This window comes from Thermoactinomyces sp. CICC 10522 (assembly GCF_016055075.1).
Classification (GTDB): Bacteria; Bacillota; Bacilli; order Thermoactinomycetales; family Thermoactinomycetaceae; genus Thermoactinomyces_A; species Thermoactinomyces_A daqus.
Window position 1 is genome coordinate 545381 of record NZ_JAECVY010000002.1, and the last position, 12604, is coordinate 557984.

Consider the following 12604-nt stretch of genomic DNA (forward strand, 5'->3'; position numbering starts at 1 on the left):
TCCAACGCCTCAATGGGTTCTTTCCGAAACTGACGTTTCCTTCATTTTCGCCAAACCCACTCTCTTTCGAAGCGAAGCCGCCAAGAAAACCAAACCGAAGAGGAAAATCACAATTCCCCACCAGAGGTTGATGTTCCAACCGTGGAGCACCGCTTTCTGCGGATTGTAGAGAAATCCGTAAACCCCGAGAATCACCCCGTAAATCACGAAGAGAAGGCCAATCAGAAACCGAAGGTCATAAAACAGACTTGAATCTTTCATCGGAAGCCCTCCTACCAGAACCAGATATTAAAGCCGATAAAGAAGAGACAGAGGATTAAGGCGATATAACCGGGACGCTTGTACCAGGCAAGATCGTCATAGGTCGGGTACGCCCCGCGGCTGTATACGACTCCTTTCAGCTCTTCCGCCGGCTTCTGTTTGGTGAAGAAACTGACCAGGACGGTGATCAGGAAGGCAACCAGCCATGCCCACCAGGCACGCCAGAAATTGCCCGCCTGCGGACTGGAATAAAAGTTGTCGGGAAGAGCCACGTACAGGATCAATGCTGTGGCAATACCTGAAACCAATCCCCAAAATCCTCCCCAGGGCGTCGCTCTTCTCCAAAACATTCCGAGCAGGAAGGTGGCGAACAAGGGCGCATTGAAGAACGAGAACAATGTCTGCATATAATCCATCACACTGGGAAAATCAGCAGCTACATAAGCAGCGCCGATGCTGATCAGGACACCGACAATAACGGTCCACCGACCCATTTTGACATAATGTTGGTCACTGGCCCGTTTATTGATGTAAGCCTGATAAATGTCATATGTCCAGACTGTGGTGAATGCGGTTACATTTCCCGCCATGCCGCTCATGAAACTGGCCAGCATCGCGGTCAAACCGAGCCCCAGAATACCCGGGGGGTAATACCGTTCAATCAGGAGAGGCAAAGCCAGATTGTAGCTTGGCCCGTCCGGCTTGCCGATATCGGGAAAGATGACGGCGGCTATTAAACCGGGGATGATGACCAGAAAAGGGACAAGCATTTTGAAGAAAGCGGCATAAATCGGCGTATTTTGTGCAGAACGCATGTTTTTGGCGGCGAATGCCCGTTGCACCACGAGAAAATCGGTTGTCCAGTAGCCGAAGGAAATGACAAATCCCAGTCCCAGCACCACACCAAGCCAGTTGATGCCCATCGCATTTTCCCCGTTGCTCCCCAGATTGGACCACAGGTGGGTAAAGCCTTCAGGAAGGCGATGCGCCATCCCGGCCCATCCTCCCAGTTCGTGCATGCCCAGAATCGGGATCAGCAAAAGACCAAGCCAGATGAGGAAGAACTGGATCACTTCCGTAAAGATGGAGGAAGTCAATCCGCCCAACCCGACGTAAATCAACACCACGACCGCGGAAATCAAAATGCTGGTATTGATCGACCAGCCAACCAGAACCTGAAGAATCAGCGCCATTGAGTAGAGGCTGACCCCTGACAGCAAGACTGTCATAACGGCAAACGTAATCGCATTGACAGCCCGGGTCGCCTCATTGTAACGGATTTTCAGATATTCCGGCACTGACCGTACCCGGGAAGCATAGTAAAAAGGCATCATGTACAGGCCGAGAAACAACATGGCCGGAATCGCACCGATCCAATAGAAGTGGGAAGTCAGCATGCCATACTCGGCACCGTTGGCCGCCATCCCCAGCACTTCAATCGCCCCGAGGTTGGCCGAGAGAAAAGCGAGGCTGGTAATCCACGTTGGAATCGATCGGCCGGACAGGAAGAAATCATCTCCCGTCTTCATGCGATTTTTCAGTAAAAACCCAATCCCGAGAACAAAAACGAAGTAGATGGCAACAATGAAGTAATCTATGAGACTGGCATTGAGCAAAGCGTGCTTCATATCGGTTCCCCCTGTCCCCTTCTCAAAAGAAAATTACCCTCTGTGATGATAGACGCTCCAACCCAAATACTTGCCCATAGCCTCTTCCAACGCTTCTGCCGTCTGGCTCAAATTGACGGCCACATGGTGCTCAAAGCCCCGTTCGCAGATGTACCGTAACAACCCCTGCAGGTTGGGAATCCGGACCACTCCATACCCGCCGAAGGTCAAGAGGGGATCGTTTGTCAGTTCTCCCTCACCCACATAAGCTTCCAGCTTTCCGCTGAGGTCATTGGTTGAAACCCGTGCATAGGTGAAAGCTCCCGGCTTAACCCGTCCAACTACAGTACCGTAAGTATTTTCCTTGCCCACAGTTCCCGCGATAATCTCCTGATAGTCCATCGATGCTTCAGCAAATACATCTTTGGGCAGGTTGCTGCAATGGAAGATCACGGCTTTATCCGGATCATCGCCATAGTTGTTATTCCAGTCAACAATTGCACTCGGCCGGTTGGCTGCTTCCTGAAGAGCGTACATCCCGACCAATCCCGGAACATCCACCTCGCAGGCGCTGGGCAGGAGATTATTGCTCATAATGCTCATGATCGTACAGGGAACAACACCGAAATATTCCTCCATCGAAGTCCAGCACTGAATCGCCGTCGCCGACAGATCGCAGTCTGTCATCCAGCGGTCAATCACCACGCCCAATTTGGACATGCGCAGCATACTCTCTTCCGGAATCCCTTTGGTGTCGATATAAGTGCGAATCTCCTCCAATTTCTGTTTGACCGCAGAGTCTTCATCCGACAAACGGTTGGCCCTTCCCAAAATTTCGGACAAATCGATTGTTTCCACACTGATCCCGTTTGCCTCAAGCAGTTTCTCACTGTAACGGACGGTGTTGAAATCAGCAGGCCTTGCCCCGATGGCGCCGATCCGCAGCCGTTTGAGACCTTTCACCACCCGGCAGATGCCGGCAAACTTATGCAGATCCCTGCGGAATTCCAAACTGTCCGGATCAACCGTATGCCGTGTCGTCAGCGTGTAGGGAATCCGGTATTGAGCGAGGTTATTACAGACTGAGATCTTCCCGCAAAAACTGTCTCTCCGGTCCTGAACCCTCATCTTTGAAGGATCATCGGCAAAAGCGTGTACAAGAACAGGCACATTTAATTCAGCCAGTCGCAGGGTGTTGGCAATCGACTTTTCATCCCCGAAATTGGGGAGAGTGACCAGAATGCCGTCGATCTCCTCCCGGTGCCGCCGGAAGAGGTTGGCGCATTTCCTTGCATCTTCCAGCGTTCCCACCGCCCCGTATCTCGTCTCTTCCGGGGAAAGAATCACCGCTTTGAAGCCTTCCTCTTGCAACACCTGGATGATCTTTTTCCTGCCCTCTTCGCAAAGATGTCCCGGAAAAAAACCACGGTTGCCGACGATCACCCCCAATGTCACCTTCCGCTCCCGACCGTTCTTCACTCCCATATCTCCTTCCTCCTCTGCATGTTCTGTTTTATCTTGCATGACGAGTCAACTCCGGATCCATTGCCTGATCCACCTTGCACGGCAGAACCGCCGGCCGGTCAATGAAAATCCCCGCTCCCGGCCCGCCATCCGGCAATTGATTGTGAACATACCTGCGCTCCTTCATCTCATCGGGTGAAACAACCTGCAAATGTCCATACAACCGGCCGTACCAGTGACTCCCTGATTTTCTTAGCTGCTGTCGTTTTCCACGTTCTCCATTCTCCCCCCATTCCGCCATTTCAACAAATGCTGTACGAATTTGGCCCGTTTCTTCCGACAAAACGAGGGATAACGAACGCCATCAATTTGTACGTACAAGTTAGTCCGATAATCATCTTGTACGACCAACTTATTTGAATACTAACACAACGATTATTATTTGACAATATGAATTTATAAAAAAATAGTAGTATTCAGATCAAATTACATATACAAACCCGCCCCAACAGGCTGTCTTCGAGCAAAAAAAAAGACTTGATTCTTCCTTCAACACATCAAAAGGGGAAGGATTCATTTTTTATGACAAGCCATAGATTAAGCGTGCTGAATCATGATTTCCGTAAAGTTGTTTCTTTTATCTTTAGGAATGTAAATCTCCAACATTCCATTTTTATAATGTGCCTCACTCCCCTCGCAGTCGCCTCTCACCGGCAGCGTAATCAATTCTTTGTCTTCGTTGATCCCGGTGATCATCAACCGATTCACGTCCAAAAAGAGGCGAATATCCTTCACATCGGTATTTTCCGGTGTCGGCACTTGTACGACCATCTTGTCATTTTGCTCTGAAATATGATATTGTTTCGGGATCGAATACGATTTTTGCAGGTCATGATTTTCTGAAAAGGCTTTGTCGAGCGAAGTCTTGATGATCTCTTCCATCCAGTTGAAATCCACGGGAAAAAGGGAACGGCCAGTTCCGCCTGAAGCCTCCTGAAACATCCGGTTCATCTCTTCCCAATGAAATCCCCAAATATTTTTATCTTCTCTCATCCCGTTTCTCTCCCTTCATCCTGATAAAAGCTAAAGTCAGGCTCCGGCATAGTTATTCGCATCAACGCTATAGTTATCCACGATATCGGAATCAAAATTGATCAGTTTTTTTGTTGCCATCCAGCTGTTCCCTTCAAAGGTCTGGAGATTCCCAATATTCTGCTTGCTGGAATTGCGATTCTGGACCACGTTGACCCCCAGATTGATGGAACCCGATGTCGATACGGCATTGGATAAAAAAAAACCGAAATGAATGGAGGCAGACATGAAATCCCTCCCTACAATTGCCCCCCACCGAGGTTTTGGAAGTCGGTGGCAAGCTGATCGATATTGTCCATATCGAGATTTTGGTAAATGATTACCGGAACATTGTTGAAACCGATGCCCACGCTGCGGGCAGCACTGTTGTTCTTCATCGCGTTCCGATTTTGGATAATGTTTTGCCCGACACCGATGGAGCCGCTGGATGCGATATTATTGCTGCTCAGAAAACCAAAACTGAAAAAATTCGGCATGACCAAACGATCCTTTCGATTCAGGATGGATCTTTCATCTGATAGTTGTCCCCGCTCCACCCGCTGATATCTTCAAAATCGGGATCAACGACCCCCACCATCTCTCGTGCTGTCCTTAACCGGCCGGAACCGATCAAAAGCGTTGACAGGTTTTGTTTTTGCAAGGAACGCTGGGTAATTGCATTGCTGCCGTTTGCCATTGCAGCATTTTGCGCGCATCGCTCCACTGAGAATCCACCGACCTTGATTCGCAAAACCATCATGCTCCACTCCAATCTTTTTTCTGTAATTGCAGATGAAAACCACTCATTTATAATGGCTTCTCGCTTTCAAAACTCTCTCCTTCGCTATCCTAACAAAGTCTGACGATTCACATTGTCTGCAGAAGAGTTGCTTTCGCATCGCCCTTTTCCGGTCTCAGGTTATTGTATACCGCCCACCGGGCAAGTGTGCAGGAACATTTCCCTCTTGCCTACATAGAATAAAAAAACGGCAAGGTTAACGGTTTGGATGACCGGGAAGGGAGGTTGGCCAGATGAATCCCATCACCATCAACATCAATATCGGGGCGATCAAAGTTATTTCCATGACAACCGCCAGTACGTTTGCGATCGGACAGAGCGGGATCGCCAACCGAAACAACAGCAAAACCAACTCCGGACCTTCCACGATTGCCGACGGCACGGTTTATATGCCCATCAAAAAGCAAGTGACCTATGATCCGGATCAAATGGACACCCCCGAATGGGGCGGTGATCACGTGGTCACAGTACCGAATTTGAAATAGCGGAGCAAAAACGGACTTCATCAGGAATGAAATCGATACATATCGGGATTTAAGCTCTTTTGAGACAAATCCAGTGGAATTATCTGTGAAACTCCGTGATCAAAGAAGAATTTGATGAGCGGAGAAAGAGCCGCCGCGGCAACTTTTTCTGGCTTTTGTCGCCCTGGACGAGCAATATCGCCCTGTTGGGATTGCTCTTCTTGCGTACCCCCGCCGGAGAAAAAAGCGGGGGTTTTTCCGTTGCCTGCAAAAGGGATGACTGCCGGCACAATTCCACACATTCAAATTCCGCCGCTCACATACAAAACCTGACCGGTGATGAAGCTGGATTCATCGGAAACCAAAAACAGCACCGCATTGGCCACATCTACCGGTTTGCCCGTGCGTCCGAGCAACGAGTTTTCTGCCGCCGCTTGCTTCAGTTGTTCAAAAGTAATCCCGATCCGTTCCGCCGTCGCTCTGGTCATATCCGTTTCGATGAACCCGGGGGCAACAGCATTCACATTAATGTTGAATTTTCCAAGCTCGATGGCGAGGGTTTTGGTAAAACCTTGAATCCCGGCTTTGGCTGCCGAGTAATTCAACTGCCCCCGATTGCCGAGCGCCGATGTGGAACTGAAATTTACAATTTTCCCATAGCGCTGCGGAACCATGAAACGCTGGGCGGCTTGCGAAGCGTAAAACGTTCCTTTCAGATGGACGTTCATGACAGTGTCCCAGTCCTCGTCCGTCATTTTATGAACCAGATTATCGCGGATCACGCCCGCGTTGTTTACCAGAATATCGAGACGGCCAAACGTGTCCACCGTTTTTTTCACCATCTCTTCCACCGATTCACGCTGCGTGATATCGCAGGGGATGGCAATCGCTTCGCCGCCCGCCTCACGAATTTTCGCCGCCGTTGCCTCACACGATTCCGCATTCACATCCGTCACGGTCACTTTCGCACCTTCTTCTGCCAACCTCTGCACCGTAGCAGCCCCGATTCCTCTGCCGGAACCTGTCACAATCGCCACGCGATCCTTTAACCTCATTGTTTTCCGACCCCTTTCAAACTTGGTTAATTGATCGGTAATGCAAACTCTGCCTTGCCGGTAACCACTTTATCCCCTTTTTGCGTTGAAGCCCAGATTTCACAGGTAACCACCTGTTGTCCCCCGTCATTCCGGGTTTCGGTAACCTTCCCTGCACAGGTGATCACATCGCCGGGTCGCACCATTCCGGTAAAGCGGACGCCGAAAGTGCGCAAATGCCCTTCCAGGCCGATCGTATCGGTAAGCATCTGGCCGACGAACGCCATCGTCAACATCCCATGGGCAATCACCCCGCCCAGCCCCGCTTCCTTCGCATACTCCTCAACCGTGTGAATCGGATTGAAATCGCCGGAAGCGCCAGAATACATCACCAGCTGGGTTTTCGTGACGGGCGGTTTGACAAGCGGGCCGATCGGATCCCCTGGTTGAAACAGTCTGCCAGCCACAAAGCATCCCCCTCCTATCCCCGGTAAATCACATTGGATCGGGCAATCAGTACCGTCTCGCCCGATTCATTCACCGCTTTTTGCTCATAAACCAGAAAGATCATGCGCCCCAGCTTTCCTTCTTTTTCATAGGCATCTGCCAGTTTGGTGGAGCAATAAAGGACATCTCCGGCAAATACCGGCCGGAAATATTCAAATTGCTGCTCTCCGTGTATCAGCCCTTCCTGCTTGAACTTGAGACCGGGAATCTCTCCATAGTCAAACGTACGGCTGAACGTCGGCGGTGCGATAATTCGGCCAAAGCGCGTCGTTTTCGCATACTCCTCATCCTGGTAAATCGGATTTGGGTCCCCGATGGCCTCGGCAAACTTGCGAATCGCCCCTTTCTCCACCTCATTTTTCACCGGGGATGATTCAGCACCAACAAACGGAAGAAACATTTGCAGACTCATACCCGAATCCCCTCCTGCAAGGGCTCATCGCCTTGATTCGCGTCGATCATCAATCATCATGGCCGCTTCTCCGGCAAACCGTTACGCCATTTCCGACTTCCTTCCGATTAAACCCTCACTCCATTTATCCGGCTAATTTTATGTTAAAACAGAATCTTATTTATATTATAACTAATCTTCATAAAAAACGATATGAATCAGTCTCCTGCCATGGTCCGGCCGGTTTTTGGAGAGATTCTTTGTGAAAACGGGCGAATTGATCAGGCCAAATGGCAAACACATTGAGATCAATCCGATCATCCATCCCGCAAGGCAAATAAAACCCGGGGCAGTCGGCCAAACCGCCCCGGTTCACATCAAAGATCAAACGATTATTGTAAGTCGTTATAAACTTTCGTTAACAACGTTTTGTTGCGATCCGAACTCAAGTCCCAGATCATGGCACCAGCAAGTCCCTTTGACTTCAGATAGCTGGTTTTATACCCGATCGATTCGGCATCATCGTAAGAGATGAAGGTCCCGTTGGAAGGATTAAAGAGATAAGGTACTTTTGCAACATCGTTCCAGTAGCGGGTATACCCGTTTTTGTTGATATAATTGGCTTCCAAGTCAGAAAAGTCGAATATGCCCGATTCCCATGTTCCTTGCGGTGTTCCCGTACATGTCTGGTATTGTCCGTTGCCGGCAGAGTTGCAGCCTGTCCATCCGCGCCCGTAGAATGGAAGGCCGAGAACGATTTTGGAAGCGGGCACACCGGCTCTTATAAAGCCGTCAACAGCAGCACTGACATTAAAGGTCGATTTATCCGGGAAGGGATCAGCAGGATCGGCATACAGCGGCGCATTATGATTGCTTCTCTGTTCCCATCCCCCGTGAAAATCGTAAGTCATGATGTTCACATAATCGAGGTAAGAGGCTACTTTGCCCATTTCGGTATTTTGCAGGTAGCTCGGGCTGGCACCGGCAGCAATCGTAAGCAGGTAGTGTTTGCCGTCCTGCTGCCCCGCAGCGTCCAGTTTTTCCCGCAATTTTTGAATTAAAAGAGTAAAGTTTTGTTTATCTTCGGGTCTGCCATTTTGCAACCCTCCGCTGACAGGGTACTCCCAGTCGATATCCACTCCGTCGAAGCCCCATGTGCGTATAAAACGAACCGCACTGTCGGCAAATTTGGTGCGGGAAGCATCGGTCAGGGCCGCATCGGAAAAACCGCCGGACCATGTCCATCCACCCACGGAGATAATTGTTTTAAGATTGGGATATTTTTGTTTCAGCTTCGTCAACTGGTTAAAGTTCCCCCGTTTGCAGCCCGCGTCCCAACAATCCCCCGGGAAAAACTTGTCCGTATCGGCATAAGTATCACCAACAGTCACTTCCCCATTTACAACATTGGCAAATGCGTAGTTGAGATAGGTGATTTTGGAGGCATCAATATCCATCACTTGAAAGTTACGGTCATAGGTGGCCCAGCTCGGATAATAAGCGACGACGTTTTTGCCGGAAGCTGCGCTGGTTGCGGCCTGGCTTTTTGCAGTTGGAGCACTGCCGGCAAAGGCACCGGCGGGCAAGATGCCGATCAGAAGCAGCATGATCAAAGCAACGGCTAATCTCTTCCCAAACCTGGCCTTATTTTTTTTGCTTTTCATCCATTTCACTCCTGTCCTTATGTCATATTCCGTTCACCCGATTCAAAAAACTCAAACACTTACTGCTTCACTTTCCCTTCCGTTTTCCTCAATCACCTCTTTATTCAAAAAATTGGTATAGACATATGGTTGTATCAATCTATTTGTATTATAATGAATATTATTGTTAAATTAAAGTGAATTTTTTGATAAAAGATAATTAATTTTATTATTTAGAATATGTTTGTCAAATTCCATGCCGTATCACTTGAGGTTTATACCAAATTGGCCATGATCAACGCTCAGGAAAAATGTCGTCCCTGCGTTTCCAGCATAAACACAAAATGATTTGCGTTACCTATACGGTTTCTCAAATCATGTTCCATTCCTTGGACAATCGGAGACAATCCCGCCAGATGCCTGTCCGGAATAAATTCAGATGCGGAAAATCATTCCGTGAACGGTTGCCGTACTCTTCAAAACAAAAAAAGTTTGACAACCCTTACCCGCTTTTTACCACCGGGGATTGTCAGACAATTGCTTTGTAATCAGCGTTTTGATCTTTTATCTTCTACTGCTTAAAATTCCATACCCTTGACAATTCGAATGATCATCACATACTAAAAATAATCTGTATTTTCCCGGTCGTACATTAAATCGATGATTATATGTTTGGTTGCCGTAAGTTAAGTCCCCCTCAATGTTTGTTCCTTCTACATAAAAGCTCATATCATTTCCATCAACATTGTCCGTGTTCTTTACATACACGCCCAACTTTTCACCGGGTAACACCTCAACCACACGTGTACTTTTCACGTCTTCTCTAGGTCTCAAATCCACTCGTGATGCGTCTGCAGCAAAGGCGTTAATGTGGAAAGAAAATACGAATAGCAAAGCGAGGCAAGCAGAAAGGAACGTACTTTTTTTCATACAATCACTCCCGAATTTCATTTTGGATTCAATACCAACTAGCCAGTATATATAAACCGACCGGTTGGTTTACCTTTATTGCAAATATTATCCAGCTTAAAATCAATATTCAAATTAAAAAACTTCATAAAATATGGGATATTCCATGAAACATCAAGAGACCCAAAAAAACAGAGATTTGGTTGATGAGTTTGTCAAGTTTTCCGCCAATCCCGTTTGTTGCACGAAGGGTCCATCCGCGAGAGAAAACGGGGAAATTGGTCCATAAAAAAGACTTGAGCTGCCTGCTGGAAAACTCAAGTCTTCTTTTATTTTTTCGGCCACAATCCCCCATCGCCAAATCTCATCCACGGCGCTGTTCTGCCTGATGATCGAGGCCATGAAATAAAACGTCCAGGGTAAGTTGTATCTCTTTTTCATCATCCCATTCCTGCTCCGGAGCCAGAATGGTTCTCATTATGACATATCCGGAGAGGAGACTGAACACGATCCTGCCGAAAACGGGAGCAGGCAAACTTACATCACCGATCTTTTCGCTGAGTTGCGAAATCCGCGGAAACACATTTTGTTTCACAAACTTTGAAATCACTTCGCGAAATTCCGTACTCAACAGAAGTTCCTGCAAAACCAACTTGACGACATCCGTATTTTCGATGGAAAATTGGACCCTGTCCTTAAAGATGGCATAAAAAATATCATGGTAGTCCTTTCCGTTGTTCAAGATATTGTCCGTGCGTTCCATCAGAATCGGTTGCAATGCTTTTAGCATGGCAGGGTAAACCGTTTGCCTGAACAGTTCCTGTTTGCTGCCAAAATATTTAAAGAGCGTTTTTTCCGACACCTTTGCCTTTTGCGCGATGGCTTGGGTCGTGGTTCCGTCGTATCCTTTTTCGGCAAACAACTCCAGAGCGGCGCCGATGATATCTTTTTGTTTCCCGGTAAGATTGTCCCCGTCCATAATCGATTGAGCTTCTTTTAATATGTTTTCTAATTGCCCGTTCATTTCCTATTCCTCCGATTCGTTTACAGCTGCTTCTTTACTGTCGGCCGGCGGGTTGGTTCGTCCCAAATTCTTGTACCCTGAATAGATCATACCTGTGCAAAGTCGGCTCATCAAGGGCAACGGGATATTGAGCAGATCGCACAAGCCAATGGATTGATAAATGGCTGATGGGACAACCCAAACCAGTCACAGTATTTCCGGGATCGTGTGTTTTGCTTGTCCCGGCTGCCCGCGGCTTGACCCCTTCCTCCGGCCTGCCCCTTCGCGGATCAATTCAATCCCGCGATTTGACGTGATCCACAGAAAAACTTAGTAATTGAAAGCGACACACCCCGTTTCCCCGCCCTATTTGCATCCCGGCAAGATGATGATCAACCGTAAATCGGCGACTATTTCCTTTGGATTTCCGCCATTTTATCTGGAGCCGCGGATCCGATCTTTACAATCCATCGGTCGTAAAATAAACTTTTCTACCAGAGGGATTTTCAAAGGATCAGAAAAATGAGGAAATATCAGAGGATAAGGGGACAAACACTGAATGGGTCATGTGGAAATCAGAAGACCGCGAATTGAAGACAACGAAGAATTGAATCAATTTTTCCGCACCGTGATTGAGGACACATTTGCCAAAGAAGGACTGTCGAAGTTTGTTGATGATCTGAACAAGGAAATTGAAGACAAGAAGCACTCTTTGAAATGTGATTTTGACAGCAATGGAAAAGCTCGTTATTTTTTGATTGTCCTCGATCAAAAGAGTCAGAAAATTATCGGCACCATTGAATACGGTCCCCCGAGAGAGCTGATCAACCTTTGCACAGGTGGAACATTGAGAGAATTGCCGGAGATCGGAACTGTGTTTGTTCATCCGGATTATCAAAGACAGGGAATTGGAACTTTGCTCTTCAATGTAATGATTCTCACCCTGATTAACAAGGGAATCAATGAATTTTGTCTGGACAGCGGATATCCCAATGCACAGAAAATATGGCGAAAGAAATTGGGTGAGCCTGATTATTTGCTGAAAGATTATTGGGGCCTGGGGCATGACCATATGATTTGGAGGAGATCCACACATGATATTCGCATCATATTTTAAAAGATGAAAGTCATGGCTCTGCGTCCCGTCCGGACACAATCTTTCACAGCAAAAAACCACCTCAAAATGAGGTGGTTTTTGGTTTGCCTGGCAACGACCTACTCTCCCAGGGGTGAACCCCAAGTACCATCGGCGCTGGAGGGCTTAACTTCCGTGTTCGGGATGGGAACGGGTGGATCCCCTCCGCTATCATCACCAGACAATGTATTTTGTTAAGTGGTTCCCTGAGGGGAACACACCCTGAAAATAAGATTGGAATAAGGGTTGCAAGTGGAAGAGAAGTAGTAGGATAAGCCCTCGACCGATTCGTATCCGTCAGCTGAACACATTGCTG

General features: G+C 47.9%; 17 protein-coding genes and 1 rRNA gene. 2 read left to right on the forward strand and 16 right to left on the reverse strand.

Annotated elements, in window-relative coordinates; genetic code table 11:
- Nucleotides 1–9: 9 nt before the first annotated feature.
- The 8 genes from I8U18_RS06175 to I8U18_RS06210 form a co-directional block, all read right to left on the reverse strand.
- Nucleotides 10–261 carry a hypothetical protein gene (locus I8U18_RS06175; RefSeq protein ID WP_052154252.1) on the reverse strand — a complete coding sequence of 84 codons (252 nt, stop codon included), beginning with the start codon at nucleotides 259–261 and terminating at the stop codon, nucleotides 10–12.
- 11 nt (nucleotides 262–272) lie between these two features.
- Complete coding sequence (locus tag I8U18_RS06180; RefSeq protein ID WP_198055117.1) at nucleotides 273–1889, reverse strand: sodium:solute symporter family protein; 1617 nt, start codon at nucleotides 1887–1889, stop codon at nucleotides 273–275.
- Between the two features lie 33 nt (nucleotides 1890–1922).
- Entirely contained in the window at nucleotides 1923–3353 is a 1431-nt protein-coding gene (locus I8U18_RS06185) for an L-fucose/L-arabinose isomerase family protein (RefSeq protein WP_033101312.1), read from the reverse strand.
- 28 nt (nucleotides 3354–3381) lie between these two features.
- Nucleotides 3382–3633 carry a hypothetical protein gene (locus I8U18_RS06190; protein ID WP_198064584.1) on the reverse strand — a complete coding sequence of 84 codons (252 nt, stop codon included), beginning with the start codon at nucleotides 3631–3633 and terminating at the stop codon, nucleotides 3382–3384.
- Nucleotides 3634–3929: 296 nt separating this feature from the next.
- A complete protein-coding gene (locus I8U18_RS06195; protein ID WP_198055118.1) occupies nucleotides 3930–4385 on the reverse strand; it encodes an Hsp20/alpha crystallin family protein in 456 nt (151 codons plus the stop codon).
- 36 nt (nucleotides 4386–4421) lie between these two features.
- Nucleotides 4422–4652, reverse strand: coding sequence for a hypothetical protein (locus I8U18_RS06200; protein WP_198055119.1), 231 nt, complete (start codon nucleotides 4650–4652; stop codon nucleotides 4422–4424).
- An 11-nt stretch (nucleotides 4653–4663) separates the two neighbouring features.
- Nucleotides 4664–4900 carry a hypothetical protein gene (locus I8U18_RS06205; protein WP_081943892.1) on the reverse strand — a complete coding sequence of 79 codons (237 nt, stop codon included), beginning with the start codon at nucleotides 4898–4900 and terminating at the stop codon, nucleotides 4664–4666.
- Between the two features lie 20 nt (nucleotides 4901–4920).
- Nucleotides 4921–5160, reverse strand: coding sequence for a hypothetical protein (locus tag I8U18_RS06210; RefSeq protein WP_198064585.1), 240 nt, complete (start codon nucleotides 5158–5160; stop codon nucleotides 4921–4923).
- A gap of 275 nt (nucleotides 5161–5435) precedes the next feature.
- On the opposite strand from I8U18_RS06210, the gene I8U18_RS06215 reads away from it, so the two are divergent.
- On the forward strand, nucleotides 5436–5687 hold the full coding sequence (locus I8U18_RS06215) for a spore germination protein (RefSeq protein WP_033101299.1): 252 nt from the start codon (nucleotides 5436–5438) through the stop codon (nucleotides 5685–5687).
- Between the two features lie 20 nt (nucleotides 5688–5707).
- Here I8U18_RS06215 and I8U18_RS06220 read toward each other — a convergent pair whose 3' ends face one another.
- The 7 genes from I8U18_RS06220 to I8U18_RS06250 form a co-directional block, all read right to left on the reverse strand.
- On the reverse strand, nucleotides 5708–5968 hold the full coding sequence (locus I8U18_RS06220) for a hypothetical protein (RefSeq protein WP_033101300.1): 261 nt from the start codon (nucleotides 5966–5968) through the stop codon (nucleotides 5708–5710).
- Nucleotides 5969–6721, reverse strand: coding sequence for an SDR family NAD(P)-dependent oxidoreductase (locus I8U18_RS06225; protein WP_198064586.1), 753 nt, complete (start codon nucleotides 6719–6721; stop codon nucleotides 5969–5971).
- 26 nt (nucleotides 6722–6747) lie between these two features.
- A complete protein-coding gene (locus I8U18_RS06230) occupies nucleotides 6748–7167 on the reverse strand; it encodes a MaoC/PaaZ C-terminal domain-containing protein (protein ID WP_198055121.1) in 420 nt (139 codons plus the stop codon).
- A gap of 14 nt (nucleotides 7168–7181) precedes the next feature.
- Nucleotides 7182–7619 carry a MaoC family dehydratase N-terminal domain-containing protein gene (locus I8U18_RS06235; protein ID WP_198055122.1) on the reverse strand — a complete coding sequence of 146 codons (438 nt, stop codon included), beginning with the start codon at nucleotides 7617–7619 and terminating at the stop codon, nucleotides 7182–7184.
- Between the two features lie 371 nt (nucleotides 7620–7990).
- Nucleotides 7991–9262 carry a glycoside hydrolase family 18 protein gene (locus tag I8U18_RS06240; RefSeq protein WP_052154254.1) on the reverse strand — a complete coding sequence of 424 codons (1272 nt, stop codon included), beginning with the start codon at nucleotides 9260–9262 and terminating at the stop codon, nucleotides 7991–7993.
- A gap of 543 nt (nucleotides 9263–9805) precedes the next feature.
- Nucleotides 9806–10171 (reverse strand): hypothetical protein, encoded by a 366-nt coding sequence (locus I8U18_RS06245; RefSeq protein ID WP_033101304.1) that lies wholly within the window; start codon nucleotides 10169–10171, stop codon nucleotides 9806–9808.
- A gap of 343 nt (nucleotides 10172–10514) precedes the next feature.
- The gene (locus I8U18_RS06250) at nucleotides 10515–11174 is read right to left on the reverse strand and encodes a TetR/AcrR family transcriptional regulator (RefSeq protein ID WP_198064587.1); all 660 of its coding nucleotides are present in this window, start codon (nucleotides 11172–11174) and stop codon (nucleotides 10515–10517) included.
- Between the two features lie 538 nt (nucleotides 11175–11712).
- Here I8U18_RS06250 and I8U18_RS06255 point away from each other — a divergent pair.
- Nucleotides 11713–12270, forward strand: a complete 558-nt coding sequence (locus I8U18_RS06255; protein ID WP_198064588.1) for a GNAT family N-acetyltransferase — start codon at nucleotides 11713–11715, stop codon at nucleotides 12268–12270.
- 85 nt (nucleotides 12271–12355) lie between these two features.
- On the opposite strand, the gene rrf is transcribed toward I8U18_RS06255, so the two are convergent.
- A 5S ribosomal RNA gene (rrf, locus tag I8U18_RS06260) occupies nucleotides 12356–12470 on the reverse strand.
- Nucleotides 12471–12604: the final 134 nt, after the last annotated feature.